Here is a 25,547-nt window from a genome sequence, read left to right on the forward strand (position 1 = left end):
AACAATTATCGTCTCACTTTTAAAGGTGGCCAGGTGCTTGATCTAAAGCTAAGAGAAGTGAATAACAATCTGTCCGCCAAAGAGCGTCTTGTCGCCGACTATATTCTGGCGAATAAGCCGCTGCTAAAAAGCATGAGCATTCAGACCCTGGCCAAAGCGAATGATGTCAGCACCACAACCATCCTGCGTCTCTGCCACAAACTCGGCTATCAGGGTTTCAGCGATCTTAAAATTGATCTGATCACCTCGTCTGGTCATCCCCAGCACGACAAGGTTTTACAGGAGGATATCAATCTTGATGACTCTGTAGAGAGCGTCAATCATAAAATCCAGCTGATTGAAAAATCCTCCATTGATGAGACCCATGCCATCGTGAATATCGAACAGCTAGAGCTGGCGATAGCGCTGATCAGGAAGAGTAATAAGATCGTGATTTACGGTGCCGGCAGCAGCGGACTCGTCGGTAAAGAGCTGGAGTATCAGCTCATCAAAATAAAGAAAGACGTGAGCTGTCACGCGGATTACAGTATCCAGTACAGCATCGTCAATACGCTGGATGAGCATGACCTGGTGATTATTCTCTCCCACTCCGGCGAAAACCTGGAAAGCGTTAAGCTGCTGACCATGGCTCAGCAGCTGGGCGTTCCGTCAATTGCTATCACCAAAATGGGGCAAAGCCGCATCTCTGCTCTCGCTACCGTTCTGTTACACACCATCACCAGCGAAAGCGTATCTCGCCTGATCCCTATCCGTTCAAAAATGTCGCAGCTCTCGGTTATCAATATGCTGGTGACGAATCTCTTTATTCAGCAATACGACGATCGCCTGCTGAAACAAACCCAAAACCGCGCCCAGCGTTTCTACAATCAGAATCACAAATCCTGACGAATAACGCGCTCCAGCCTCCTGCCCTTGCCGTGTCTGCGGCGCCGTAAACCCAACACGGCGCTGAATAACTGAAGAGTGATCACCCTCGCAGAATGAATAAATGGGACTTCTGTCCTGTGTATTCCCTCACCTTAAAGTAATACTATTACTAACATCGAAACAATAAATAGTAATAATGTCACTCAACGTCAGCTCGGGAGAACGTATGCAAACTGAAATTCCTGTCATTCTGGTCAGCCACGGTCCTTTTGCCCAAGGGGCGCTTTCCTGTGCGGAAATGCTTATCGGTGAACAGCGCAACGTGTCGGTGATTTCGCTGCAGCCTGAGGCCAATATCAGCGATGTGCGCGCCACGCTGCTCGAGACCTATCTCTCGGTCAATAAGGGAAACGGCGTGGTGATACTGGTCGATATGATGGGCGGTTCGCCATGCAACCTGGCGAGCGAGCTCTTTTTGACCTATCCGGACATCCTGCTGTTCTGCGGGTTCAATATCCCGACGCTGCTGGAAGTGCTCAGCAATCGTGATTTACCGCGGGATGAGATTGCAACAATTATTGAAGACGTTTTCCCGGGTAGCTGTTTTAACATCGGAAAAACGTTACACGCTGAATACACACAATCGACCGATCTGTAGGGGAAATAAATATGCCGATTAATCTCGCAAGAATTGATGACCGTCTGATTCACGGCCAGGTAATTACCACGTGGGTAAAAAACCACGATATCGAACAAGTGCTCATCATCAACGATAAAGTCGCTGGCGACAAAATCCAGCAATCGGTTTTAACCATGTCCGCGCCGCCCGAATTAAAGGTACAGGTATTCGGCGTGCAGAAATTTATCGAAATCCTGCAAAAAACGGAAATTAAAAGACGCACCATGCTGCTGTTCACTAACAGTATTGATGTAAACACGCTCGTTGAAAACGGGGTGAAAATCGACAAACTCAACGTCGGCGGCATGCGAATGCAGGAAGGCAGAAAGAGTCTTTCCCGCGCCGTCGCGGTAACGCCGGAAGAAGAACAAGCCTTTAAATCGCTCATAGCCAGGAATATACCGGTGGAAATACAGATGGTGCCCAAAGATCCGGTAGTTGATCTGCAAACGTTAATTTAACGCCAGCGCGTATGACGCCTTTTAAAACAGGGAATACTCTATGTTAATTGAAGCTTTTCTGGTCGCCATCTGGGCAGGGATCTGCTCACTGGACGACGTCGGGCCGCAGATGCTGCGTCGCCCGCTTCTGACGGGAACCGTTGCTGGAATTATTATGGGCGATACGGTTCAGGGGCTGGCGATCGCCGCCACGCTGGAGCTGATGTGGATGGGGATCGGCAACGTCGGGGCCTATTCCGCACCCGACATTATTGCCGGATCAATCATCGGCGTCGCTCTGGGCATTTCCTCCAAAGGCGGTATCGCTGCGGGCATCGCCCTCGCCGTCCCGGTGTCGATACTCTGCCAGCAGCTTCTTATCATCTGGCGCTCTTTCGCCAGTTTCCTGAACGTATGGGCGGAGAAGTCCATTCAGGAGGGTGACTATGGTAAGCTGCTGAAAGTCCATTATTTCTCTACGCCGCTGTGGTTTCTGATCCGCGCCGTCCCCTGCTTCCTGGCCGTCTATTTTGGCGGGGAGCTGGTGGGTCGGATTCTGGCCGCCATCCCGGAAAGTATTCTGACCGGTATGGGCGTTGCCGCCAAAATGATCCCGGCCATCGGCGTCTGTATCCTCCTCTTAATGCTGCTGAAAGGCCGGATGTGGTTCTTCTTCCTGCTTGGCTTCATGCTCACCACCTATCTGAAGCTGCCGATCATTCCCATTACCTTTATCGCTCTTGCTTTTGCCGTGCTCTATGACATGGCCTACAGCAATGGTCAGAAGGCCGAGAGTTCACCTGCGGAAAAAGAGCAGCAGTCCACTACCGACACTGAAGAAGGATATGACTTATGAGCGATATCGCCTCTTATCGGGTGGCCGAAACCGCAACCCAGGACAAAAAACTGACTAAGCAGGATCTAAACCGTATTTTCTGGAATATCCAGTCAATGTCCTTTTCCTATAACTATGAGAAGTTACAAACCATCGGCTTTGCGCACTGCATGATCCCGGTGCTTGAGCGACTCTACGCTGATGCCGATAAAGCAACGCGCATTAAAGCCATGAAGCGCCACCTTGAGTTTTACAACTCACAGGTGAATACCGGCGCGCTGATCCTTGGCGTCACCGCCGCGCTGGAGGAAAAAACCTCGGAAGAAGAAAAAGAAGCCGTGGTGTCGGTAAAAGCCGGGCTGATGGGACCCTTTGCCGGTCTCGGGGATAGCTTACTCAAATTTACCTGGCTGCCAATCTGCGGCAGTATCGGGGCGGCCTTTGCGCTTCAGGGCAATATTATTGGCCCTCTTCTGATGTTCATCCTGTTTAATATCGTTAACGTCGGCTCAAAATATTTCTTTATCCACTATGGCTATAACAAGGGCGTAGACTTAATCGAGCAGTCGAAAAACTCGAACATTATCCAGCGTATCTCCAACATCGCCAACGTGGTCGGCGTGATGGTGCTGGGGTCGTTAATAGCGACAACCGTGAAAATATCAACTCCGCTGGTTATTGCGGTTGGCGAGCAGTCGATAAAAGTGCAGGAGATGTTCGATAAAGTTATTCCTAACTTGCTGACCCTGCTATTCGCGCTGGGTATCTTTTTCCTCGTCAAAAAATTTAAGGGCAAACATACCGTCGCGCTCATCATCGGCATGATGTGCATCGGCGTCATTTGTTCGATGTTGGGAATTTTAAATTAAGGGAAGATGTATGAATGAAACACCGCAGTTTTCCGTTATTCGTCATAATCATACGCAGCTTGAAATTCATTTTTCCAAAGCATTAGATAACGCCACGCTTTACTGGACGCGAGACCGCGATATTCACACCGCCGAGCGTAACTTGATTAACGATTGTATCTCAGGTCCGGTATATTTTGATGACCCTTTGCAGGCGCGGCAGCGTATCTATTTTATCGTGGAACATGCGCAAAGTTCATGGTTGTTTGGCGAAAGAACCCTGCCGATATCCGGTATAAATAATTTCAGGGATATCGGAGGGTATCGCGGTGCAGGCGGCAAAAGGGTTAAATGGGGCCTGCTCTATCGCTCCAACCATCTGTATAATTTGACGCCGCAGGCTCAGGCCTACCTGGAAGGCCTGGAGGTAAAAACCATTATCGATTACCGCAGCGCCAACGAAATCGCGAAAAGCCCCAACGGCTTTATCGGTGAAAATAAGACCTTCCACCTGGATGCCACGGCGCAAACCGCAGAGCTGGCGGCCCAGTTTGCCGCCGAACCCAGCAATGAGGATCGCGCGCTGATCGAGAGCGTTATACGCGATATACCGGCGGAACTGATTAACGGTCAGGGAGGCCAGGTCATTGAGCAGTACAGGCATTTTGTACTCAGCGACAAGTCAAAAAAAGCCTTTAAGGCGATGATTAACGTCCTGCTTGACCCGGGCAATGCTCCGAATATTCAGCATTGTCGTGGGGGCAAAGATCGCACCGGCTATGGCGCTTTATTGATACTCTCCATGCTTGGCGTTTCTGAACAGGATATTATCGCCGACTACATGCTGACCGGCGCAAACCGCCTGGCGCGAAATAATGTGAAGATGACCGCCTATCGACAAATTACCGATAATCAGGATGTACTCGATTACTTACTTACCCTGATCGATACCCGGGAGGTATTTATCGTTGAAACACTGAACACCATGAAGGCACTCTCCGGCAGCGTTAATGCTTATATTAAAAATGAGCTTGGCTTTACCGACGCTGACTTTATTAAAATGCAGGAAAACTATTTACAGTAGTCCCTCGCGCTAACTGGAAAAACTGGTAGAAATAAGCCTCCAGTTCAGGCTGGAGGCCTGGTCGTGTCTGTCAGTTAACCATCATGAACAGGACGCTGCCGCCGGGTCCACAATCGGTTTATTCACCATAAAGAAGTAAACCAGCGAAGCCATAAAAGCGATGACCGAAGAGGCCACCAGCGCCAGGGTAAATGAACCGGTATTATCCAGAATCATTCCGGTAATAATTGGCGCAAACGACCCTCCGATAAAACCGCCGAAGTTCTGAATGCCGCTCACCGAGGTTATCAGCCGTGACGGTACCGACACCAGGATCAGTCCCCATGCCGAGGTACCGGCAAAGTGAATGGAGAAGAGCGCCATACTAATGCAGGCGACCGCCATAAACGTACTGTCAGTATAAGCGGCGGGGAGCGTAAAGCCGGCAGCGCAAAGCAGGCCAAGGCAGATCATCCATTTACGGCTCTTCATTTTATCCGCGCCGCGCTTCATCACCCAGTCGGCTACGGCGCCGTTAACCAGCATACCGGCAGCGCCAAACAGGAACGGAATAGCCGCTACCCAACCGGTTTTTTCCAGGCTCAGGCCGCGGGACATTTCGAGATAAGAAGGCAGCCAGGTGAGGAATAACCAAACCATGTAGCCGACGCCGTTGAAACCGATGATCATTCCCCACATCGATTTTTGCTTAAACAGACCGGCCCAGTCCTTCAGGGTCACCTTTTCCTTGCTGGAAGGAGGCGTTTCCTCTTCCAGGTGCGCGATGTCTTCCGCCGACAGGCCGGCATCTTCCCGGTTGCGATAGAACATAAACCAGAGGATAGAAAGAATAATACCGCTCACCCCGATGATGATGAACATCATGCGCCAGCCGAAAGCCAGCATCATGGCGATCAGCAGCGGCGGCGCCAGCGCCTGCGCCAGAGTTGATGACATATTCACAATCCCCATCGGCACGCCGCGCTGACGGATGTTATACCAGTCATTAACGACTTTTACGCCGGTAGGCAGGTGCGGCGACTCCCCTATGCCGAGAACGATACGGGCGACAATCATCTGGCTGAAGGAGCCGACAAACCCCAGCGCGGTCTGAGCTGCGGACCACAGGAAGATACCGAAGCCATACACCTTTTTAACGCCGAACCGTTCCATCACCATGCCAATCGGCAGCTGGCACAGCGCATAGCCAAAGGAGAATACCGAGAGCAACAATCCCATTTCCGTTGCCGTCAACCCCATCTCTTCACGGATAGTGGTATTGGCAATCGAAAGTGAGGTTCTGTCGAGGAAGTTAATAATACCCGCCACGAGCAAAAACAATAATGCCATGATTTGCAAACGCTTCAGGCGAGAGCTTGCTTGACTGGACATATATTATCCTTTTGTAATGTTAACTACGGCAGCATTCTGCACGGCGCAGAATAATGCCGTCACAGGGACCCGGATATATTCCCGGAGGAAAGATAAATGTTAAATACTAAATAAGTTTAATCTTTAATTTCAAAAATAATTTCAATTTCAACGGGCGTATTAAAAGGCAGCGTGTTGGTACCAATTGCTGAACGCGCATGTTTACCCGCTTCACCAAATATTGCGATCAGTAAATCCGAAGCGCTATTCATCACCAACGGCTGGTCTTTGAAAACGTCTGCACTCTGCACGAAACCGAGCATTTTAACGCAGCCAGCCACGCGATTGAGATCGCCCAGGTAGCTTTTCAGGGACGAGAGAATATTGATGATGCACTGGCGCGCGGCAGCCTGCCCCTGCTCTATCGTGAGTTCCCTGCCGAGGGTTCCTTGATAAAGTAATTCCCCGTTGACCCGACAATCATTACCTGACGAGTACAATAAATTTCCCGTCTGTTTAATGGGCACATAAGAAAATTTAGGCGGTACAGGCGCGCTGAGCACTATACCCAATTCGGTTAATCGCTGTTCAATATTCATGGTAATTCCCTGATATTTATTTGAGTAAAGATAATGCCAGTGCGGTATATATTTGCGCGGCCTGATGCAGCTCTTCGATTTTGACATATTCATCTTTGACGTGCGCCTGAGCTAAATCACCGGGGCCGAGAATGATGGTCGGGATCTGGCAGCCTACGGAGAAGAACGGCGCTTCACAGGTGGCGTCGAAAATCGTTTTTTTGGCCGCGCCGGTGAGCGCTTCTACCGTCTGAAAAGCGGCTTCAACCAGCGGATGCGTCTCTGCAATAGACGAGGCCGGAATATACAGATAGTTTTCGAGGTCGTAGTCGTGCTGCGGTTTTAGTCCTGAGTCGCTAAGCGATCTTTGCAGGCTTTCGTTAATTTCATTACGTCTTTCTTCCGGCAGCACCCTGCGGTCGATTTCAATAACGCAAGATTGCGGGACAATATTCGGCGCGCTGCCGCCGGTAATGGTGGTCACCAGCATAGAGGCGTTGCCCAGTAAATCGTGATGCTTTTGCTTCACCCGCTGACACTCTGCCAGCACCCCCGGCAGGAGCCGCGCCATTTTGTCGATGGCGCTGTCCGGATTACGCGTCTTTGCCGCATGACCGGCGGTGCCGTGCGTGGTCAAGCGGGTTCGGCTCACCCCTTTATGCGCCACGCAGATCTCCAGCGAGGTCGGCTCGCCGATAACGGCGTAATCTGCCTCGACGCCCTGCGCCACAAAATGTTCCATCCCCAGGTTGATGCGCTCTTCATCAACATTGAACAGTAAAACAATTTCACCGTTGAACGCGTACTGCCGTCGCTGAATCAGGATCGCCGCGTACATCATTGCCGCAACGCCGGATTTCATATCTGCCGCCCCGCGGCCAATAATGCGGTCACCATCAATGACGGCGGCAAAGGGTTCCACCGACCACCCTGCGCCGCATGGCACCACGTCAGAGTGTCCGTTGAGGATCAGCCGCTTGCCTGGCCGCTGCCCTTTGAGTCGGGCAATCACGTTCGGCCGCTCTTCTACCGCCTCCTGTACTTCAACGTCAATGCCTTCGCCGCGTAATACATCAGCAATGAACAGCGCGACCGCTTTTTCATTGCCCGGCGGGTTTTCCGACGGGTGCTGTATCAGGCTGCACAGGAGCGTAGTCAACTCCTGCCGTTCATCGGCAGTTAATTCAATATCGGTCATAATAATATTCTCAGTTAATTAATAACTTTTGCCGCGCGCGTCGATAGTTATCGTTTCGCTCAATATTCCGTTACGGAAGGCATATATTTCATCGACAAGATTTGCGACCACGCAGCAGTGGTTGGGAATAATATGCAGCCGATCGCCAATAGCGAGCGATACTTTTTCCGGGTCATAGCGCAGATAGCCGTGTTCTTCATTAAGCTTGACCAGCGCGACGTCCGGATGTTCCTGAATCAATCCGTAAGAACCGGGCGTCGCGGAAAGATCGGAGGTCAGCGATTTTGTACCGGCATCCAGCGTGGCGTAGCCCGGCAGCGGGATACTGACAACCGTCGCACAAATGGTCAACGCGCAGTCGGCGGCGGTGTAAATCCCGCCGTTAATCGCGTTCATATCGCCAAAAATAAAATTTCCGGCGCGGGATTCGGTTATTCCGCTGAGCTCATCGGCATAAAAAGAAGAGAGCGTTGAGCCGCCGGATAAAACGTCAATATGAAAACCATGCGCATTAAGAAGATCCCGACTGGTCATCAGCAGAGCGGCTTCTTCGCGCGCCGCGCGGCGGATATCCTGCTCATTGTGGTATTGATAAATAGTCCCGGCATAGGTAAATACCCCGCGCACCCTTAACCCCGGAAGCGCCGCCACCTCACGGGCGAACGTCAGCAATTGATCCGGCTGTACTCCTTCGCGGTGGGCACCGAAATCAATGGCAATATCGATGTCAAACGTCAGGCCATGCCTCAGCGCAGCGCGTGAGAGCCCCTGCGCGCCAGCCAGGCTGTCGACAATGGTTCGCATGGTAATCTTGCGCGCCAGTTCAGCATAGCGCTCACATTTATCATCACCAATCAGCGGATAGGCCAGCAGAATTGAGGTAATTCCGCCCGCAGCCATCACTTCCGCTTCAGATAGCTTAGCGCAGGTAATTCCACTCGCCCCCAGCGCCTGCTCGAGCTGAGCCAGGCGTACAGATTTATGGGTTTTAATATGCGGCCAGTGTTGAATATTATGACGAGCCAGTCCGGAGGTCATGGCGATAATATTCCTCTGCATAATATCCATATCCAGCGCAACATAAGGTGTGGTTAACATTTTTCCTCCTGACGGCTAGCCGTCACTTGTTGGGTTTTCCCCTCTGACCTCTCCCAGGTAGGCATAGAGGGTATATTTCGAAATGTTCAGAAATTCGCAGATTTTTTCCCCGGACTTTTTAATAAGAAAAACGCCCTTGTCATCGAAAAATTTAATCGCGTTGAGTTTATCCTGCTTAGACATATTGGCGACGGGGACATCAATAATTCCCATACACTCGGCAATCAGGTAATCAAGTAGTTCATTGACGTCTTTAACAAATACCTCATTAACGTCCTCTTTTTTAGCGGCGCTACTATCCGAATGACCGGCCAGTTTACTGAGCGTTTTTTCCGCCTGTAAAATATCGCTAATGTCGAGGTTGATACAAAGTGCGCCTATAACCTGCTTGTTGCTGTTACGTATATAAATGGAGGTGGAGCGTAGCGTTTTACCCTCACGGGTGCGCGTAACGTAGTTATGCCTGTCGCCGTTGACATCCGTTCCCCGCAGCACTTCCAGCCCCAGATTGCTGCTGGGATCGCCCACTTTCCGGCCGGTGACATGCCCATTAATAATCGCGATAATACTGCTTTCCAGCCCCTGGGAGTGGTCGTGCAGGACCACTTCACAGTTGTCACCGAACTGATTTGCTATCCCTTCCATCATCGGAATGAAGACGTCTAAATTCTGCTGTATGTTTTCCATGTCGACCTGAATTTATGTTAGACAACCAAACTTTTTGTTATGTATACCTGCATCAGCAGAAATTCAGCAATATGAATCTGAACAAAAAGTGATCGACAACACACTTATTTCTGACTTTTTGTTTGGAGAGAGGTCTGAATCATACTTTTTGTTTGGTGGTCAGGAGGGTAACGGATCGTGCGGGTCAGGAGCCCCGCGGCTCCTGTGCTATTTTTCGTACGTCAGGATAACCGGCAGTAAAGGGCATGCCTGTTCGTGCAAAAAAATCTGGCCTGAATATAAACAACTCGCTATTCTGAAATGCTTTGTATTTTTTGTGAACAGGAAAAAGTATGCTAAGTACGTTACCCGATTTACACAGAAGTTTTGCAGAGCAACTCAAGCTTAAGTTTCAGTCTGACTCGCGGATTCACTCCCTTCTCGCTGGCGGCTCGATTATTCATGGCGGATTTGATCAATACTCCGATCTCGATTTTATCGTTGTCGTAGACCCTGGCTATTATGACGAAGTCATGGCGCAGCGTAGGGAGCTCGCCGGAACATTAGGCCATCTGTTACATGCTTTCACCGGGGAACATGTCGGAGAACCCCGCCTGCTTATATGCCTGTATGGACCTGAACTCCTCCATGTCGATCTAAAATTTGTCACCCTGGAAATGCTCACTCAACGCGTTGAGGAGCCAGCAGTATTATTTACTCGTGATAACACGGCTCTGGAGCGACAACGGGTAAAATCCAGCGCTCACTGGCCCAACATGACGCCGGAGTGGTTTGAGTCGCGAGCCTGGATCTGGCTTCACTATGCAGTGGTTAAGCTGGGAAGAGGAGAACTGTTCGAAGCGATTGGTATGCTGGCATTCTTTCGAGAGCAGGTTCTGGGACCTATGCTGTATCGTCGGGCAAATCTACCGCAACGTGGGGTTCGCCGCATTGAATTCCACAGCATTGATCCTGACGGCCTGCTGACCTCCACGCTGGCAACGCACGATCGTGACTCCGTCAGCGTTGCCATCAGAATGGCTGTTGATGCTTATATCAATCTGCGAGCTGATGCTCTGCCTGAAAATATCGCTGACGACGCGACACGTTGGGCGGTCCTTGCCATGCTGAAAAAGGTTTCTGACCAGGGTTAAATTTATCCTTCCGGTCGCTTACACGGCCGGAGTAAAGGTATCCTGCACAATTTTGGCGGCTTCCCCCCCAGAGCGCGGCGCTGGCGGATGCCTTTACCCATTATGGCCGTAAAGCCGCAGCAATCACTCATGGCGGCAAGATGGCCGGCAATGTCACGATCTGGGATTTACCGACCCAACCCGCGAAGTTGGCAATACCTGGCTGGACTGGGTCTCCGGCGCGGCGATGCGTCAGGGCTGCCGGCAAGGATTGAGCGGGTGTAAACATCCCCGGTACGTAAAGAGCGTACCGGGATCCTGACGGCTATGATTAGTTATAAACCACCATCATCACGCCCGAACCGTTAAAGGTGCCGGTTGAGGTAGGCGTTCCAGCCAGCGTACCTCTTAACCGTAGCGAGGACTGAGATCCAGAGTAGGTCGTATTCCCCGGCGCCGAGTTAGTTGTCCCAAGCCCCAGATTTGCGCGCATGCCGTTACTGAGCGGGATGTAAGTATTGCCTGTTTGTAGCTTTAACACATAGCTAACCGAGGAAGACGTACAGGAAACGCCCACCGTGCTATCAGCCGTTTTGCCCACCGCCTGGTCAAGCATTAGCGTACCGAAACTTAGCGTCACCTGCGGTACGGTCATAGCACACCATTCGTTTAGTGGTGGTGCCGTTATGCAGTTTATACCGCTACCGGCACCTGGGGGATAAACAAGGTCGGAAAAATCAAAGGTGTTATTGGCTCCAAGAAGCGTGTATCCAAAACAGACGGTGGAAGAGCCTCCCACGACACTATAATTTTGGATGGAAATTTGATTTTTGACACTATTGACGCTCGCGTTAAGCACTTCTCGCCAGGTTCCCTTAAGCGGGACGCCGGGTTGAGGATAACTAGTGGCAACATCCGATGTCCCCCAAAAGTAACCATTCGCAGTCAGCGCATTTGCAACCAATAGTCCGCCATTACTACCTAAGTTCGCTGGTGTGTCCAGGCTGACGCTACCTGAACTCACGGTAATATCACCTGTGGTGATAATCCACTCAGTACCCGCACCGAAAGGCACCACCCTTACTGCGGTGACCGTTTTCCACCGATAGTTTTCACCGTACACGGGAACAGAGATCGGTACGGTCATAGCAGCCGCAAAGGCGGCCAGAAATAGCTTTTTCTTCACCTGCACTCTCCTGTGCATAAATAGAGTTACTGATATTCGGCTCGCAGGGTCGCGGTGGCGTTAAATAATCCTTCCACCAATTCCACCCCATCACGCTGAACAAGGAGGGCTTCAATAGTCGGCAACGTCACGCTATTGATGTTAATGGCCTCGCCCAGTTTAAACGGCTGGCCGTTCTGGAAGATTTTCACGCCAAGATTGGCCTGTTCTGCGGTCACCACGGTGGCGTTATCGGCGTCAAACCCGGCCGGATTACCGCGTACGCTGAGCCGCAACTGCCAGGCCAGACTGCTCTCTTCACACTTCAAGGTCAGCGGGACGGTTTCACGATATCTTCCCTCCGCAACTTTTTTGATGCGGACATCATTGAAGTTGATATATACCGGGCCATCTTCGCTTATTGAGCAAGACGGAGGCGTGACCAGGGTGCCGATAAATTCAAGGTTTTCCGGGTCTGCCGCCTGAAGTGATGAGGTCCCTGTCATCATCAATGCGGCCAGAAGAAATGGTGCATATCCAATCAATCTCATTATGTTGATTCCCTGTGCCATTACTGATACTCCACGACCAGCGAGGCCATAACCCTGAATGCCCCGCCGCTCAGGGTTATCCCGCTTTGCTTAATGGGGACAGCGTAAAGCCTGGGGATATTGGGATCGGTAAAATTCAGCCAGGAGCCGAGGTTAAGACGGGTATCACCATTGTAGAGAGCGATGCCTAACCCGCTTTTCCCTCCCGCCAGCGCGGTACTGTCAAAACTTGCCGGGGTACCCGTAATGCGCACTTTCTGTTTCGACGATACCGCCATTGAACAATCTAAATCGAAGTCAATCGGCTTGCGGTACTGCGTCCCGTCGATACGGGTGGTCATCACCTCGTTGCCAAAGTTGACGGTGATAACATTATTGTTATTCACCACACACGGCGGGGCTTCTATCAGCGTGCCGCTAAAGTTGACCGTTGCGTCGGCCAGCACGCTACCATTAATACACACCGTAAGAAGAAGCAGTAGCTTACGCAGGTTTACAGGGCTCATAATATCTCTCTCCTCTTACGTCACTGGTAGTCAATGACCATGGTGCCTGTGCCGGAAAACGGACCTGCGGTGAGCGTAGCGTTGTTTTGCGCTACGGGTACGGCCCATAGCCTGGGTTTATTGGCTGTGCCATTGAAGTTGACGTAGCTGCCGGGCGTCATAACCGTGGTGCCTGCGCTTCCGCTGTAAAGCTGTATACCCAGCCCCCCTTTGCTGGTCAGGAGAAGCCCGGAGCCAAAACTCGCCAGCGAGCCTCGAATCGTCAGCTTGAGGGCATTGCTGTTCAGATCAGTACAGGTCAGACCGTACTGGATCTCTTTCTTATAATTCACCCCGTCTACCAGCCGAGTAATGAGGTCATCACCAAACTTCACGTCTACGGTATCGTTACCGTCAATAACGCACTGCGGTCCATCGATCAGGGTGCCGTTGATGGTGATAGTGGTGGTGTCTCCTTCAGCGGCGCTCGCCTGTCCGCCAGCAAGAAGCAGTGCGGCTCCGGCCATCATCAGGTGCATCCGGATTATCGTTAAGCGTTGGCGTGTCATATTAACCTTCCTTTGGTTGTGCCACCTTCCCGGCGCGGCAGGCGATGCCAGTGCAGGTAAACGGCAGTAACCGTGCGCTGCCATAATCATTGATAAACATCAGCGTCGGCGTCGTGCCCATCCGGGATGCGGATAACGGCAGCTGCGCTTTGCCCTTTGGCGAAACCATGACAGGCTCAAAATCATCCAGCGCCTTACCGTGCAGGCTGCCGCGCGCTTCGACAAACGAAAAATGATAGGGCGTAGGATTCTCAACCTCATAGCGGTCCCCCTTGCGGGTAAGGGTCAGCGTTTCAGCCCCCGGCACCACGTCGAGAAGCGGATCGACCTTGAGGGCCTTGGGCCGCCAGAAAACTTTCATCCGGGTCTGCATTGCCAGCGTCAAAACGTTAGGCTTATCGGATTTTGGTGGGATCTCGCGTAAGTTAAGCCAGAAGACGCTTTCTCTATCGGTGGGCAGAGACGGTGTTTCGGCGACCTGCTGGACGCGGATCATCGTTCGACCATCAGGCTCAATACGTTGTACGGGCGGTAAAATCATCAGCGGGCCGTTTATTTTTTCTTCTTTCTCGTTTTCCATCCACCCTTGGGCGAGATAAGGATCCTGCGTATTATTATTTTTCACGCTCAATCCAACAGATTTCTCCCCTTCATTGAAAATAACCCGGGAGCGCTCTACGGATAATGCCGCCTGAGCCAAATGCTGGCTTCCGGTAAACAAGATAATCCCCAGAAAAGTCATTAATTTAAGTTTCATACTTTCACCTGTCGTATAACTTACAGGACCAGAGTTATTTCCTCTCTGACGGCAGAGAGTCAAATCCATTTCATCTTGCAGATAATTTACATTTTAGGCATGTCTGGATATATGAATTTGTAAGGGAGAGAGCCACTTTCAGAAATGGATCGATGAACATTCCTAAATTTGCATCTCGCCCACCCTTCAAATTCAGCCTACGTCACAGCCTTATTAGCTATGCCAGCTGTTCAACACAGCAATTAACTTGCCAGTTTCCAGCGCAGAGTATGGCTTCTACCCTTCCCGGTTTTGATGCTAATCACTTTACCGTTTGTTTCCATCTGGCATAATAAATAACGCATGCTGTAGATACTGATATCCATCTCATTGGCTATTTCTCGAGTTGTTAACCATACCTCATCATCCAGCTCGCTTTTTCTTAACCGTTTATTGACCAATCGTTTAATACTTTGCAAAGCTCGCTCTTTATCATCCAGCTGTCTCTCCAAATTACCGGACAACGTTGTTTTCCATATTAGCTGGTCTTCATCCGCATCACGCTCGTGATTATTAACAACCTCAGTATATTTATCAGAAACGGATTTTTTACCTAGCCACATAACGAAATCGCTATAGCGGGTGATATTGACTTTACGCATAATCGAGCGTCGATAACTGCTAAGCGCCTTAATACTACAGCCCATTCTGCGAGAAATTTCATCGTGGCCTAATCCCTGGCTCAAATAGCCTAGCATTAGCTGTTCCCGCCATGTCAACTGGTAGGGGCCAGGACATTTGCTACAGTTTGGTTTACGTAAGTCCGGAGGGCCACACATGAGATCGGCAAAAAACAGCATGAACAATTTTCTCCGGATAGTGGTTACCGAATTTCTCATCGCGATGACTGAACTGACAACCGGGCAATGAAAATTTTTGTCGTAATGTTCACTACGTGGATAAACGCTTAGCCACTTTTTATTGAGAAGCTTAAACTTATAGTCATTGTGGGTGCGAAACTGTTGACAATCGACCCAGTCAAACGCTTTTTCTCCAGGTGATTGGACCTGCACGATGAGATCGGCTTCGCGCGATTTTCTGACTAAGGATACAGTAATTTTTCCGCTAAACTCATCCTCAAACAGCTCCTCCAGGAGAAAGATTATTCCCTGAGAAAAATAATTGTTCTCAGTTGCCACATAAACCGGCAAATATGTACCACTGGTATCATTCATCATATTGCTCTCTTATCTGGAAGTTGTCATCTCTACAAAAATAAACATTAAAAAAGATTATACAGTTATTACCCGACTAACTCTGACGCCTCAACTCGCAATATTTTAAAAGTAACGTAAATCTTTCTACAACCTGTTTACATAGTCTGTCGTTCAATTACACGTATGCGCCAATGTTCAATATAATTACCGCGTTCTTGTGGAACACCATATTCATCCACTTTAACGGCTAACTCTGCTTCACCGTACAGACGGATATCTTTCACTACTTTCCGAAGCCATCCAGGGAGGTCGGAAAATTTTTCTTGTAATACCAGGCCAGTTATATCGGTGTCCGCAATCACGGTACCATCAGACAGACGACGATTGACCGAAATGGTTAGCGCCGCTTCAGTGTGCTCATCCTCGAACAGCGGCTCGCCTGCATGGATGACTTTATACCAGGCCTGTTCACCCGCACTCTGCGTCCCTTCCTCTTGAATAAATTGCGCCAGCCATGCGCTATCCCGCGCTTCCTTTTGTTGCCTGAACTTGTGCATCGCTTCTTCTACTCGCTGATTGGCGCGTTTAAGGTGGCGCTCAAAATCCTCCTGCGACAATCGGCGTTCGCCGCGTATCGTTTCCGTAATGCCGGCCAGAAAGACTTCCTTATCAATATGTATCTGTTGTTCATCCCGTTGTTCGAGTACCGCCAAAATGTCATAACCCATCGCCATCCCGGCCGCAAAATCCGCCAGTTCACCGTCAGTTGCTGGCAGTGCAGGATAGTGCGCTTCCTTAAGGCTCGACTGTAATTTTCTGGTTAATACTTGCCACTGCGCATTTTTTTCTTCCAGTTGGGTAGCGCGCGCAGTAAGCGCCCGGAGCTCATTCTGTTGAGTGACATTTTTTTCCTCTGCCGCAGCCAGTTGCTCATAAGTTGCCTGGAGAGCCATGACCTGCTCCGCCAATGTACTATCTGACTGTTGTACTTCGCGGCGAAGCAGAATGAGTTCATTCTTCAATCTCTGTACCTCTTTACGGGCTAACTGGAGGTTTTTACGTAAATCGATCTCTGCCGGGCTAAGCGACATATGTTGTATCAAAGCCTTAATCCAGCCCCCTAAAACGTGCGGTTCCGGTAAAGCGCTATTTTTCGTGACACCAGCGGCTGAGGTGACGTTGTCACCCGAAGCCGTTCGGGCCTTCTTAGCTGTCGGTTCCGTCGGCCTGTTAGCCGGTGATTGCATTCGCTTGTCAGCGCCAACAGCCGGCGGCGCGATTGTTTTTCTGATGACTGCTGGAGGCTGAGCTGTCGATTTCTCCTTATCAGGCAGAGAACGCTTTACAGCAGATTTTTGACGCGTAGCAGAGGATTTTTCTTCCTCCGTCTGGGGCTGAGACGGGGATGTGATGGCTTTGTTTTCGTCCTTGCGTGACGTCCATTCACGGGCATAATTCAACACATCTGCCTGCGAAGATGAAATCGAAATGATACTCATAATCAGGACCAAAACATTCCCTGCTCTTCGACCCATTAGATACTCTCACCGGTTGGCTTCGCTGCCAGGCTATTGAGCATTTCGGCTCGGATCTCCGAGCATAATTTTACCGCCTGAAACTTATACAAAGCATCAATAGCATTACGTGTTTCAGGATTAACGGAACCTCTTACATTGGTATAACCGGAAGCGCCGAGCATCACTCGCTCAAAGCGTGATTTGAGATCGACATGCTTAATATGATTAATCGACTCCAGTGCCTGAAGCTCTTTTTCGCACTGGACCATATCCAGCTCTCCGTCTGAGGTCACTGGGGGCTCTACGGATTCCATGGACGAAGTCACCTGAGAAGGAATTTTTTTCCAACGCAACCCGTTAAAAATGTACCTGCAATGATCGCGGCTATGCATCCTAATCTAAACATTATTTCATGTACTCCATGTGTATTTCTTTTTTAATTATCTTTCCTCCTGAAATAAAGCACAGGAGGCCAGCAGATATTTGCAGAAGATATCCCAAGAGTTAATTTCACCATTAATAAACAGCAGCCAAAAGACGTTAATCAGCTGACATTTGAGGTAAATCCGAAATAGCTTATTAACTCGGGCTAATCATACTCCAGAAGAAAAGTGGTGACGCACTCAAAGTCCCCTTCTCTGACCAGACTGTGTACTGGTGCAGAAATAAAGGCCTGAAAATTTAAAAAGGTGTCTCCTGATCTCAATGCTGCCGGTCGCATAGGTACATTCGGTTTAACCGGTACACCATTCTCATCTTCCACCGCAATGGCAATGCCGCTCGCTGTTCCGCTAACCGCAAATAGTCCTGGCTGAGCGCTATCTTCGGTTCCCATAAAGGTTACGGTAACCGTATCGCCAAGCGAGAGATCGCACTCCGTCAACCAGATGGAAAAACGCTCACGTTCACTGCGGGGATATTTCATAAATGTCTTAGAAGGCACGTTACGAAAATCGACAATCTGATCTTCCGAGTCAACGTGCAATTCGCAGGGATCGGCAATCAAATTCCCGGAGAAATAGACGTCAGTATCAGCATGCGTGACCGATACGCCAGCCAGCAAAAGCATGAGAGGAAAGCTTGCCAGGCTAAGTACGCGCACTTTGTTTTTTTGCATTATTCGTACTCCAGGCCGATATTCACCACGCTGCGCCATTCATTAGCCAGCAACGGAACGGGAAGACGCCATAGCTGAGCCTGTAACACCAAATCGTTGCGTCCGGGGTAGAGAATCTGCGGCCGACTCTGAATCGCGGGTCGCAGGAGCTCTCCCTGTCGGTCGCTGAGGCGCAGCGCAACGCCTTCGACTCCACCATGCACCCGGAAAAAGCGGTCATCCATCGGTTCTGCTTCCCCATAGATAGTCATTCTTACCGCAGACTGTCCGTTTAACATCGTGGCACCGCGCATCTGTTGGCGATCGCGCATAAACTGATACTCTCCCGGACAGCGATCTAATTTGATGTACACCTGTACTGATGGCGTCACGCTCCCCGGCCGTTCCAGCCCCCAGGCAATGGTACTGCCCAAATCGATCTCTTGTTCAGCCGACTCAGGCAGCAACGCGCAAGGTGACGCAACAAGCGTTCCGCTAGCGCGTATCCCACCGTTCAGGCCATCGGTGTCCCAGTTTGCGGCGCTCGCAGCAGAAACGATTCCAGCCGTCAAAAGCCACAATATGAGGGTGGTTCGACCAAATCCTTTTTTCATCAGGCTTCTCCTGTGTACAGCTCCGGCATCCATCAGGTAGCCGGGGTTTCTGCAGCTCGGCAAATGTTACCGCTGCAGCTAAACGGCAGGGTTGGCTTACCGCCGAAGTCGTTAATCGTGGTGACGTGCGGCGTGGTATAGTGCGAACTATTGACCATCGCGGTGGACTTAGGCGGCACCATCACCGTTTGAAATCCGCTAGCCACCGCCACTTTCGGCGCGGCGGTAATACCAATTACCGTCATGTAATAGGGTGTCGGGTTTTCTATCCGATAACCGCCGTTGACTTTATGCAGCACCAGCTGGTTATCCCAGCGGCTATACTTCTCCGGCAGGATGGCTTTGGGACGATAGAACAGTTTAATTCTGGTGTGTAACGCCAGCTGCATCACGTTGGGTCGCTCGCTTTTTGGTGGTACCTCGCGCACGTTGAAATAAAAAATGCTCTCTCTGTCCTGAGGTAACATCGCGGCATCCGGCATGGCGTTGATACGCATCATGCTTTTACCTTTAGCTTCAAGACGCTGCAGCGGCGGAACGACAACAAGAGGGCCGCTGATTTTTTTCCCGTGCTCATCTTCAATCCATCCCTGCGCCAGGTACGGCATTGATGTGCTGTCGTTAGTAATACTCAGGGAAATGCTCTTTTCCGAACCGGGAAAAATGGCCCGAGTCCTGTCCAGCGCGATCGCAGCCCCGGCTTCGTTTATCAGACCCGCGGCCAGACTTCCCAGCACTATCGTCATCGCTATCTTTTTGCTTTTCATTACATCACCATTGACTTTCTCAGCCGCGAGTGACCGGCTTGCACGGCAGCAATAGTTGCTGTGCAGGGATAACCCGCGGCAGTACGACTTCACACTGAGCGGAACCACTCCAGTGCACGGTTAAGCGTTCATCCGGATTCACACCGGTCAACCAGGCCAGTCCACTGTCGCTGACCATACCCAGTTCGCGATCTTTTGCATTGTGTACCGTGGCGCCGAAAGGCGGATGGCGTCCATCTTCCTGGCTAAGGATTGCCACGACCTTAGAACCCTTCAGCACATCAAAGCGACGGAAACCGATAGCGCCTTCAGTCAGGGCGAGCTCTACAACCGGCGTTCCGCCAGACTCGACATCATCCGGCAGACGATTAACGTCAATCTCAGCCCTGGTTCGATAATAATTTGGCACTCCAGGGATAACCGCGATGCCAAAAGCATTGGTATAGCCCTGTAAGCCCACCGGAACACCGCTTACTCCCTCCGTACTGACCATCAAACGCGTCCCCCCCTGCACCCCACCGGAGTGTAGGGCCACGCCTTCAGCGGTGGCGGTCATCCCACCGCTGGCGGAAATACCAAAGGAGGTGTACTGGCTTTGCGCCCAGTTAAAGTTGGTGGTGACATCCGCTATATTGCCGGGATGAGAATAGTAGCCACTCATCTGGCTACGCGTTCCCTCACCGCCCCCGACGCTGTTGCCGGCGTTTATGCTGTAATAGTCGTTGTTATCCAGCCTTTGGCTCCAGCTGGCATTTTGTGTATAACGGTCGCGGCTTATGCTGCCGTTATAACCCACGGTTCCCGAACCAAACGGCATCGTCAGTGAGATATAGGCGCTGTCGTCCTTGCGGCCATTGAACTCACTGCGAGCGGCGTTGAGGGACAACGACAGATGTCGCCAGTCGCCGAGGTCAAAATATTTATTCAACGATACGCTGTAGCGATCGGTCGCCGGGCGGTTCCAGTAAGTCTGATGCGACCAGTTGATGTGCGTTGACAAACGCAGGTCGGCAAAGTTTTTGGTCGCCTGGATGGTATAAAGCTCTTTGCTGTTCCCGACGTAGCCATCCCGATAGCGCATATCCAGATATTCACCCATGGTGAGATAGTTGCGCTCGGAAAAACGGTAACCGGCAAACGTGACTTCACTGTTGATTTCATCAAACCGTTTGGAATAGCTCAGGCGCCAGGACCGTCCTTGCCTGCTTTTATCAGCCGGGAAACGAGCGCTGGCATGAGTAACGTCAGCAGAGAGCGTCCCGTAGGCGTTCATATCACGACCGGCGCCAAGCGCCAGGCTGTTGTAGTCCTGAGAAATAATGCCGCCGCCGTACAGCGACCACGCGTTGGTAAGGCCCCATGAGAGTTCGCCTGTGGCAAAGTAGGGTCCTTGAGTGCTGTGGTTATAATCGCGCGGACGACCGGTGGTCATTTTATAACGTAGCTGGCCGGGACGCGTCAGATAAGGGACCTGAGCCGTTTCAACCGCAAATGTCTGTACGGAGCCATCCTGCTCTTCAACCCGCACATCCAGGCGTCCGGTTAGCGCGCTGTTTAGTTCCTGAATACGAAACGGGCCAGCGGCAACCGTCGTTTCATGGATGACTCTGCCCTGTTGGCTGACCGTCACTTTGGCATTGGTGCGAGCGATACCGGATACTTCAGGCGCGTAGCCTCGAAGCTTAGGTGGCAGCTGGCTTTCATCGCTTGCCAGCGACAAACCGGTATAGCGCCATGAGTCAAAGAGATCGGAAGAGAGATAGTCTTCACCGACGGTGAGTTTTGACATCATTCCAGGTAATGCGCGATAGGCGTAAAAACGGCTCCAGTCAAAATTACGTGAATTTTTATCCGAACGTCCGGTGGTATTGTAATAGCTCCCCTGGTAATCCCCTCTCAGACGCCAGGGTCCCAAATTGACGCCCGTCGTACCGCTGATGCTGGCGCTCTGGCTCTGATTCCCCTGACGCGGCCAAGTGACATTGGTATTCAGGTTATAGTCAACCAACATCCCGGGGATACCCTCTTCCCAGCGGGAAATCGGTAACCAGGAAGCATCCTGATATTCCAGCCAGGCTTGAGGCACCGCGATTTGCAGGGATGACTCTGACAGATCGCCGCGCAGGACGACGCCTTCAAGAGCGGAAAAATCAGCGCAACGCCCCTCGTCGAGCCACTTAATCATTTTAAACGCGTCTTCCCGCAGACCGAGAAGCTCTACCTGTGCAGGCGTCAGACAGGTTTCTACAACCACTCCATCGTCACGGGTTCTTTCAATAAAAGAAATTTCCTGGTCAGAAATACTGTGCTCGTTTAAGCGCATGCTGAGCGTGTAGGTTCCGGGCATAATATAACCGGCGCGGGAAAAACGCGACAAGTCGATATTTTCCCGGTCTTCCGAGTCCAGAATATCTATATTAAACTCTACCGCCACTACCGGTGATGTAGAACCAAAAATGGCAATAACAATGTAAATACCCAGTCGTCGCAGGTAAAAAGCTGGTGGTCTGCTTTTTTTCATTTTTTAAAATCCATTTATTGCCTGGTAGAATTCACCGGTGGGAGATGTCAATTCCGGAAATAATTTAGATGAGCAGTTCATCTATTTTTATCATTCATTTTTTCCGTTATTGATAGGTCACCATGAAACGAATGATTCCGTACCAGTCGCCTTCCGACAGCGTTTTGCTGCCGCGTACTAACGATAATAAGTAACGTAACTCATTGTTTTCATTTTGTATCATTACGGCCGGCATCGGTATTCCGTCGCGAGCCACATCGCCAGCCTGATTGTGAATACGCAGTCCAAGCCCCTGGGCCTCGCCATTGACTTTAAAAATATCCGGGCGAAATACCTCAGTTTCCCCGCTAAAGGTGATATTTACGCTTTGCCATAAGCCACCGCGGCTCCGTTCCAGTGAGCAATTCACCAGTCGTACTGCGAAGGGTTTGATGACCGCCTTGCCTTGTTCATTAAGATCGTTATACGAAATCACGCCGAATGGAATTTCCTGCCAGGCATCGTTGGTATGAATGGAACAGGCCGACTCCTGAATTTGACCATTCATCGTGACCAGTCCCCGCCCTTGATCGGACGCCAGAGACAACGGTGATATGCCTAATAACCCACTCAAAATCAGATAACGCGATATTTTTACCATGACTGTGCTCCTGAATATCGGGCTGCAAACGCAGCCCGAATAAAGCTACATGAGAACAGGACTCACCTTATTCATAAGCCAGGGTAAAGTTGGTTACCGCTTCAAAATCACCCGGAGTGACGTTGGTAACAGTAGAGATTTTTTCAAGGTAAGCGCTAAAGCTTAGGGTATTGTTGCCAATGCCCAGGCCGCGGCCGCTGGTAGGTACCAATAATTTCACAGGTTGACCAGAACCATCTTCAATACGTACGCCAGCCCCCGCAGCCTGACCGGAAATAGCCAGCATGCTCATATCTCCCGGAACATTACCGCCAGCAAAGGTCACTTTGACGGTGTTATACATCGGGTCACCGTTTGAATCCTTCTCGAAGGAGCAGTTTTCCAGCTCAATGTCGAACGGACGAGGAGTAGAGATACCGCCATTATCCAAATGCGTATTGGAGATCTGACCCAGTTCGATACGCTGATCGCCGTAGCCATTTTTAATAGAGCATGGAGCATCAATAATAGAACCCCAGAAGGTGACCTTGCCGCTTCCCTGATCGGCCTGAGCTGCGAAAGAGGCGACACCCATAGTGAGAACAACAGCAGATGCAATTTTGCTAATTTTCATAATACATTCCGTTATATTAAAAGTTACTGGATAACCATCCTGAAAAATAACTCGCAAAGATAACTACGGCTGTTTCTGGTGGCCAAAGTGTTGCTATATCTTGTTGAGTTATGTTTATTCCTGACAGCGAAGTCATACTAACTTGAAAACCCTTCCAGTCAAACATATGCACCTACTTAAACGAACATTACGAGCTAATAATTTTATAAAAAAATAATTTACAGGATAATATCTCGCCACACCCCTTTAACACGACAATGTGTGTAAAAATATTACTAATAATTAAAAAAAAACTTATCGCAACCTTCAACAGAAGTGCACCGGTAATCAAAGCGATTAAAAAAACATTAATTTTCAATGAATTGCCTGAGCGAAAAAGGCGCTAAAAACATTAGGAGTTATCCATAGGAAAATTCCTAATACATATTTCTGGCGGGAAAGTTTTAAAAGTGAAAAATCCTATAAAATAGTAGGATTTCTTTATTGGAAGCAGCGCAGAGAAGCAATATTTTACCATTTGGTCAAAAAGCCTTTTGCGGCCGAAGTAACCTTATAGGTATGTCGGCAATACGATCATGATCCACAGCAATATCTTATGCGGTATCTTGCCGGGTCAGATGAAAGAGGAAAAAGATTTGCCCTCTTCACTGCAGCAAATGAGCATGCATCCCCGGCAGGGAGATAGGGCAAGTGGGATTTAACATCATATCCCTACACGAAGAGATGTTATTTTTTCGGTTACTTGTTATTCTGCTGAATTGTTGTCCAGGTGATTATCATTCAGCGTAGTTATTTATCAGACGCTGCCCTGGCGCTTGCCGACTCCCCCTCCAGAGCAAAAACATGGAGAGCGGCAAATCCATTATTCACACCTGCCCTGCAGGTGTTTTTTCCACAGGGAGATTTACCGTGAGATTTGCATCAGTACCTTTCAATCAAAATCAGGTGGGATGGCCGCTTAATGAAGAAGATCTTTATCGCCAGCCCTCGCTGAGCGGCGACATTAAAGCTGACTGGGTGGTTATCGGTTCCGGCTATGCCGGGGTAAGCTTTGCCCGCAGGCTGGCCAGCATCAACCCGCAGCTGAGCATCGTGCTCATTGACGCAGAATGCGCCGCGACCAGCTCCTCAGCGCGGAATTCCGGCTTTATTATCGGCCTGCCGCATAATATCGGCAGCTCTACCGCCGAGTTGAAAAAGGCGCAGGACTATCGCGCTCTGCTGCAGGAGGGGATCCGCCTGCTCGATGACACGGTGACCAAGCACCAGATCGATTGCGAATGGGAAAACGTCGGGAAATACCACTGCCAGATAGATCCGTCCAGCGAAGCCATTATGCAGGAGTACGTGGATAACCTGCAGCTGATGCAGGAACCTTACAGCCTGCTGAACGGCGAAGCGCTGTATCAAAAGCTGGGAACTCGCCTTTACAGCAAAGGGATTTACACTCCCGGCTGCATTCTGGTGAATCCGGCAAAACTGATCGCGGGCCTCGCGCGCCATCTGCCGGATAATGTCACCGTGTTTCACCAGACCCCGGCGCTGGCTCTTCACCAGGAAAACGGCGGCGTCAGGGTGACGACCCTGCAGGGCACCATCCGCGCCGACCAGGCGATGCTCGCCACCAATGCGCTCTCCCGCGAGCTCTCGCCAACCGTGAGCCGCCAGGCGTCGATGGCGACCTACGCCAGCATTACTGCCCCGCTTACGCCCGATCAGCGCCAGCGTCTGCCGGCGATGGAGAGCTGGGGATTAACCCCGGTCAATGCGATCGCCGGGGCCACCCTACGCTATACCCACGATTATCGTTTTCTTGTCCGACAGCATGTCGATCCGGCATTGCGCGGCGTGATTACCGCCGGACAAACCGCTAACGCCGCAAGACAGCATCTGGCGCTGTTCCATACGGCCTATCCGCAGCTGCAGGATGTTCCTCTGGAGCGAACCTGGTCCGGGACCATCAGCGTCACCCGCAACGGCGCGCCGGTCTGGGGGCGTCTTGCGCCGCGGATCTGGACTGCGGGGGGCTGTAACGGCGCCGGCGTGTCAAAACAGACCATCGCCGGGACGCTGCTTGCCGATCTGGCGATGGGCCAGGACAACCCGCTGATCGCCGCGATGCAGTCGCTCGGCCAGGCCAACTTTATGCCGCCCTCCCCGTTCCTGGATATTGGGGTGGCGGGCGCGTTATGGAAAGAGCGTTATATGGGACGTAAAGAGATGCCCGTATAGTCACTACGGGCGGGTGACTGACAGGTTTCACCGCGCAGGCGTGAAACC

Annotated in this window: 27 protein-coding genes and 1 pseudogene; 9 read left to right on the forward strand and 19 right to left on the reverse strand. The window is 50.8% G+C overall.

Annotated elements, in window-relative coordinates; genetic code table 11:
• Positions 1-33 precede the first annotated feature (33 nt).
• The 6 genes from KO1_RS17455 to KO1_RS17480 all read left to right on the forward strand — a co-directional run bounded on the left by KO1_RS17455 (position 34) and on the right by KO1_RS17480 (position 4,753).
• The gene (locus KO1_RS17455) at positions 34-885 is read left to right on the forward strand and encodes a MurR/RpiR family transcriptional regulator (protein WP_032704848.1); all 852 of its coding nucleotides are present in this window, start codon (positions 34-36) and stop codon (positions 883-885) included.
• A gap of 208 nt (positions 886-1,093) precedes the next feature.
• The gene (locus KO1_RS17460; RefSeq protein WP_064371139.1) at positions 1,094-1,525 is read left to right on the forward strand and encodes a PTS sugar transporter subunit IIA; all 432 of its coding nucleotides are present in this window, start codon (positions 1,094-1,096) and stop codon (positions 1,523-1,525) included.
• Between the two features lie 11 nt (positions 1,526-1,536).
• Positions 1,537-2,007: a PTS sugar transporter subunit IIB gene (locus KO1_RS17465; RefSeq protein WP_004102114.1), complete on the forward strand. Its 471-nt coding sequence runs from the start codon at positions 1,537-1,539 to the stop codon at positions 2,005-2,007.
• Positions 2,008-2,047: 40 nt separating this feature from the next.
• The gene (locus tag KO1_RS17470) at positions 2,048-2,842 is read left to right on the forward strand and encodes a PTS mannose/fructose/sorbose/N-acetylgalactosamine transporter subunit IIC (RefSeq protein WP_004102115.1); all 795 of its coding nucleotides are present in this window, start codon (positions 2,048-2,050) and stop codon (positions 2,840-2,842) included.
• Entirely contained in the window at positions 2,839-3,690 is an 852-nt protein-coding gene (locus tag KO1_RS17475; RefSeq protein WP_004113118.1) for a PTS system mannose/fructose/sorbose family transporter subunit IID, read from the forward strand. The genes KO1_RS17470 and KO1_RS17475 overlap by 4 nt, the downstream gene beginning before the upstream one ends.
• A gap of 10 nt (positions 3,691-3,700) precedes the next feature.
• Positions 3,701-4,753 (forward strand): tyrosine-protein phosphatase, encoded by a 1,053-nt coding sequence (locus KO1_RS17480; RefSeq protein ID WP_064407071.1) that lies wholly within the window; start codon positions 3,701-3,703, stop codon positions 4,751-4,753.
• Positions 4,754-4,834: 81 nt separating this feature from the next.
• Here KO1_RS17480 and KO1_RS17485 read toward each other — a convergent pair whose 3' ends face one another.
• The 5 genes from KO1_RS17485 to KO1_RS17505 all read right to left on the reverse strand — a co-directional run bounded on the left by KO1_RS17485 (position 4,835) and on the right by KO1_RS17505 (position 9,664).
• Entirely contained in the window at positions 4,835-6,124 is a 1,290-nt protein-coding gene (locus KO1_RS17485; protein ID WP_004102118.1) for an MFS transporter, read from the reverse strand.
• 116 nt (positions 6,125-6,240) lie between these two features.
• A complete protein-coding gene (locus KO1_RS17490) occupies positions 6,241-6,702 on the reverse strand; it encodes a RidA family protein (protein ID WP_016808946.1) in 462 nt (153 codons plus the stop codon).
• Between the two features lie 16 nt (positions 6,703-6,718).
• Positions 6,719-7,879, reverse strand: a complete 1,161-nt coding sequence (locus tag KO1_RS17495; protein WP_016808945.1) for a M20 family metallopeptidase — start codon at positions 7,877-7,879, stop codon at positions 6,719-6,721.
• An 18-nt stretch (positions 7,880-7,897) separates the two neighbouring features.
• Entirely contained in the window at positions 7,898-8,977 is a 1,080-nt protein-coding gene (locus tag KO1_RS17500; RefSeq protein ID WP_004102121.1) for an alanine racemase, read from the reverse strand.
• A 15-nt stretch (positions 8,978-8,992) separates the two neighbouring features.
• Positions 8,993-9,664, reverse strand: a complete 672-nt coding sequence (locus KO1_RS17505; protein WP_017145864.1) for a helix-turn-helix transcriptional regulator — start codon at positions 9,662-9,664, stop codon at positions 8,993-8,995.
• A gap of 332 nt (positions 9,665-9,996) precedes the next feature.
• Here KO1_RS17505 and KO1_RS17510 point away from each other — a divergent pair, with 332 nt between their 5' ends.
• Both KO1_RS17510 and KO1_RS29010 read left to right on the forward strand, forming a co-directional pair.
• Complete coding sequence (locus tag KO1_RS17510; protein ID WP_023320969.1) at positions 9,997-10,797, forward strand: hypothetical protein; 801 nt, start codon at positions 9,997-9,999, stop codon at positions 10,795-10,797.
• Positions 10,798-10,939: 142 nt separating this feature from the next.
• Positions 10,940-11,061, forward strand: a pseudogene (locus KO1_RS29010) (hypothetical protein); the annotation flags it as partial.
• Positions 11,062-11,107: 46 nt separating this feature from the next.
• On the opposite strand, the gene KO1_RS17515 reads toward KO1_RS29010, so the two are convergent.
• From KO1_RS17515 to KO1_RS17580, 14 genes are all read right to left on the reverse strand, one after another.
• Complete coding sequence (locus tag KO1_RS17515; RefSeq protein WP_024274189.1) at positions 11,108-11,962, reverse strand: MrpH family fimbial adhesin; 855 nt, start codon at positions 11,960-11,962, stop codon at positions 11,108-11,110.
• Positions 11,963-11,988: 26 nt separating this feature from the next.
• Entirely contained in the window at positions 11,989-12,450 is a 462-nt protein-coding gene (locus KO1_RS17520) for a fimbrial protein (protein WP_224227095.1), read from the reverse strand.
• A 62-nt stretch (positions 12,451-12,512) separates the two neighbouring features.
• Positions 12,513-12,998 (reverse strand): fimbrial protein, encoded by a 486-nt coding sequence (locus KO1_RS17525; protein ID WP_024274191.1) that lies wholly within the window; start codon positions 12,996-12,998, stop codon positions 12,513-12,515.
• A gap of 20 nt (positions 12,999-13,018) precedes the next feature.
• The gene (locus KO1_RS17530) at positions 13,019-13,546 is read right to left on the reverse strand and encodes a spore coat protein U domain-containing protein (RefSeq protein WP_024274192.1); all 528 of its coding nucleotides are present in this window, start codon (positions 13,544-13,546) and stop codon (positions 13,019-13,021) included.
• A gap of 1 nt (position 13,547) precedes the next feature.
• Positions 13,548-14,303 (reverse strand): fimbrial biogenesis chaperone, encoded by a 756-nt coding sequence (locus KO1_RS17535; RefSeq protein ID WP_017145859.1) that lies wholly within the window; start codon positions 14,301-14,303, stop codon positions 13,548-13,550.
• A 242-nt stretch (positions 14,304-14,545) separates the two neighbouring features.
• A complete protein-coding gene (locus KO1_RS17540; protein WP_024274193.1) occupies positions 14,546-15,520 on the reverse strand; it encodes a LuxR C-terminal-related transcriptional regulator in 975 nt (324 codons plus the stop codon).
• 134 nt (positions 15,521-15,654) lie between these two features.
• A complete protein-coding gene (locus KO1_RS17545; RefSeq protein ID WP_224227096.1) occupies positions 15,655-16,998 on the reverse strand; it encodes an FKBP-type peptidyl-prolyl cis-trans isomerase N-terminal domain-containing protein in 1,344 nt (447 codons plus the stop codon).
• Between the two features lie 35 nt (positions 16,999-17,033).
• A complete protein-coding gene (locus tag KO1_RS17550) occupies positions 17,034-17,330 on the reverse strand; it encodes a YuaE family lipoprotein (RefSeq protein ID WP_017145856.1) in 297 nt (98 codons plus the stop codon).
• Between the two features lie 275 nt (positions 17,331-17,605).
• Complete coding sequence (locus KO1_RS17555; protein WP_004102135.1) at positions 17,606-18,133, reverse strand: fimbrial protein; 528 nt, start codon at positions 18,131-18,133, stop codon at positions 17,606-17,608.
• Positions 18,133-18,726 (reverse strand): fimbrial protein, encoded by a 594-nt coding sequence (locus tag KO1_RS17560; RefSeq protein ID WP_017145854.1) that lies wholly within the window; start codon positions 18,724-18,726, stop codon positions 18,133-18,135. Before KO1_RS17560 ends, KO1_RS17555 begins: the two co-directional genes overlap by 1 nt.
• 32 nt (positions 18,727-18,758) lie before the next feature.
• Positions 18,759-19,493 carry a fimbria/pilus periplasmic chaperone gene (locus tag KO1_RS17565; RefSeq protein ID WP_024274194.1) on the reverse strand — a complete coding sequence of 245 codons (735 nt, stop codon included), beginning with the start codon at positions 19,491-19,493 and terminating at the stop codon, positions 18,759-18,761.
• 19 nt (positions 19,494-19,512) lie between these two features.
• Positions 19,513-22,014 (reverse strand): PapC/FimD family outer membrane usher protein, encoded by a 2,502-nt coding sequence (locus KO1_RS17570; RefSeq protein WP_017145852.1) that lies wholly within the window; start codon positions 22,012-22,014, stop codon positions 19,513-19,515.
• A gap of 106 nt (positions 22,015-22,120) precedes the next feature.
• The gene (locus KO1_RS17575) at positions 22,121-22,654 is read right to left on the reverse strand and encodes a fimbrial protein (RefSeq protein ID WP_004102152.1); all 534 of its coding nucleotides are present in this window, start codon (positions 22,652-22,654) and stop codon (positions 22,121-22,123) included.
• A gap of 67 nt (positions 22,655-22,721) precedes the next feature.
• Positions 22,722-23,267: a fimbrial protein gene (locus tag KO1_RS17580; protein WP_004102154.1), complete on the reverse strand. Its 546-nt coding sequence runs from the start codon at positions 23,265-23,267 to the stop codon at positions 22,722-22,724.
• A 909-nt stretch (positions 23,268-24,176) separates the two neighbouring features.
• On the opposite strand from KO1_RS17580, the gene KO1_RS17585 reads away from it, so the two are divergent.
• Positions 24,177-25,499: an NAD(P)/FAD-dependent oxidoreductase gene (locus tag KO1_RS17585; protein WP_032705095.1), complete on the forward strand. Its 1,323-nt coding sequence runs from the start codon at positions 24,177-24,179 to the stop codon at positions 25,497-25,499.
• Positions 25,500-25,547 lie beyond the last annotated feature (48 nt).

The organism is Klebsiella oxytoca NBRC 105695 (assembly GCF_001598695.1).
Lineage (GTDB): Bacteria > Pseudomonadota > Gammaproteobacteria > Enterobacterales > Enterobacteriaceae > Klebsiella > Klebsiella oxytoca.

Excerpts from the sequence above, each read along its gene's own strand:
- KO1_RS17500 (WP_004102121.1), bottom strand. The coding sequence starts at position 8,977 with ATGTTAACCACACCTTATGTTGCGCTGGATATGGATATTATGCAGAGG.
- KO1_RS17470 (WP_004102115.1), top strand. The coding sequence starts at position 2,048 with ATGTTAATTGAAGCTTTTCTGGTCGCCATCTGGGCAGGGATCTGCTCA.
- KO1_RS17565 (WP_024274194.1), bottom strand. The coding sequence starts at position 19,493 with ATGAAAAGCAAAAAGATAGCGATGACGATAGTGCTGGGAAGTCTGGCC.
- KO1_RS17535 (WP_017145859.1), bottom strand. The coding sequence starts at position 14,303 with ATGAAACTTAAATTAATGACTTTTCTGGGGATTATCTTGTTTACCGGA.
- KO1_RS17570 (WP_017145852.1), bottom strand. The coding sequence starts at position 22,014 with ATGAAAAAAAGCAGACCACCAGCTTTTTACCTGCGACGACTGGGTATT.
- KO1_RS17525 (WP_024274191.1), bottom strand. The coding sequence starts at position 12,998 with ATGAGCCCTGTAAACCTGCGTAAGCTACTGCTTCTTCTTACGGTGTGT.
- KO1_RS17485 (WP_004102118.1), bottom strand. The coding sequence starts at position 6,124 with ATGTCCAGTCAAGCAAGCTCTCGCCTGAAGCGTTTGCAAATCATGGCA.
- KO1_RS17460 (WP_064371139.1), top strand. The coding sequence starts at position 1,094 with ATGCAAACTGAAATTCCTGTCATTCTGGTCAGCCACGGTCCTTTTGCC.
- KO1_RS17490 (WP_016808946.1), bottom strand. The coding sequence starts at position 6,702 with ATGAATATTGAACAGCGATTAACCGAATTGGGTATAGTGCTCAGCGCG.
- KO1_RS17575 (WP_004102152.1), bottom strand. The coding sequence starts at position 22,654 with ATGGTAAAAATATCGCGTTATCTGATTTTGAGTGGGTTATTAGGCATA.
- KO1_RS17505 (WP_017145864.1), bottom strand. The coding sequence starts at position 9,664 with ATGGAAAACATACAGCAGAATTTAGACGTCTTCATTCCGATGATGGAA.
- KO1_RS17560 (WP_017145854.1), bottom strand. The coding sequence starts at position 18,726 with ATGAAAAAAGGATTTGGTCGAACCACCCTCATATTGTGGCTTTTGACG.
- KO1_RS17580 (WP_004102154.1), bottom strand. The coding sequence starts at position 23,267 with ATGAAAATTAGCAAAATTGCATCTGCTGTTGTTCTCACTATGGGTGTC.
- KO1_RS17510 (WP_023320969.1), top strand. The coding sequence starts at position 9,997 with ATGCTAAGTACGTTACCCGATTTACACAGAAGTTTTGCAGAGCAACTC.
- KO1_RS17475 (WP_004113118.1), top strand. The coding sequence starts at position 2,839 with ATGAGCGATATCGCCTCTTATCGGGTGGCCGAAACCGCAACCCAGGAC.
- KO1_RS17550 (WP_017145856.1), bottom strand. The coding sequence starts at position 17,330 with ATGGAATCCGTAGAGCCCCCAGTGACCTCAGACGGAGAGCTGGATATG.
- KO1_RS17495 (WP_016808945.1), bottom strand. The coding sequence starts at position 7,879 with ATGACCGATATTGAATTAACTGCCGATGAACGGCAGGAGTTGACTACG.
- KO1_RS17520 (WP_224227095.1), bottom strand. The coding sequence starts at position 12,450 with ATGATGACAGGGACCTCATCACTTCAGGCGGCAGACCCGGAAAACCTT.
- KO1_RS17530 (WP_024274192.1), bottom strand. The coding sequence starts at position 13,546 with ATGACACGCCAACGCTTAACGATAATCCGGATGCACCTGATGATGGCC.
- KO1_RS17555 (WP_004102135.1), bottom strand. The coding sequence starts at position 18,133 with ATGCAAAAAAACAAAGTGCGCGTACTTAGCCTGGCAAGCTTTCCTCTC.
- KO1_RS17480 (WP_064407071.1), top strand. The coding sequence starts at position 3,701 with ATGAATGAAACACCGCAGTTTTCCGTTATTCGTCATAATCATACGCAG.
- KO1_RS17545 (WP_224227096.1), bottom strand. The coding sequence starts at position 16,998 with ATGAGTATCATTTCGATTTCATCTTCGCAGGCAGATGTGTTGAATTAT.
- KO1_RS17465 (WP_004102114.1), top strand. The coding sequence starts at position 1,537 with ATGCCGATTAATCTCGCAAGAATTGATGACCGTCTGATTCACGGCCAG.
- KO1_RS17540 (WP_024274193.1), bottom strand. The coding sequence starts at position 15,520 with ATGATGAATGATACCAGTGGTACATATTTGCCGGTTTATGTGGCAACT.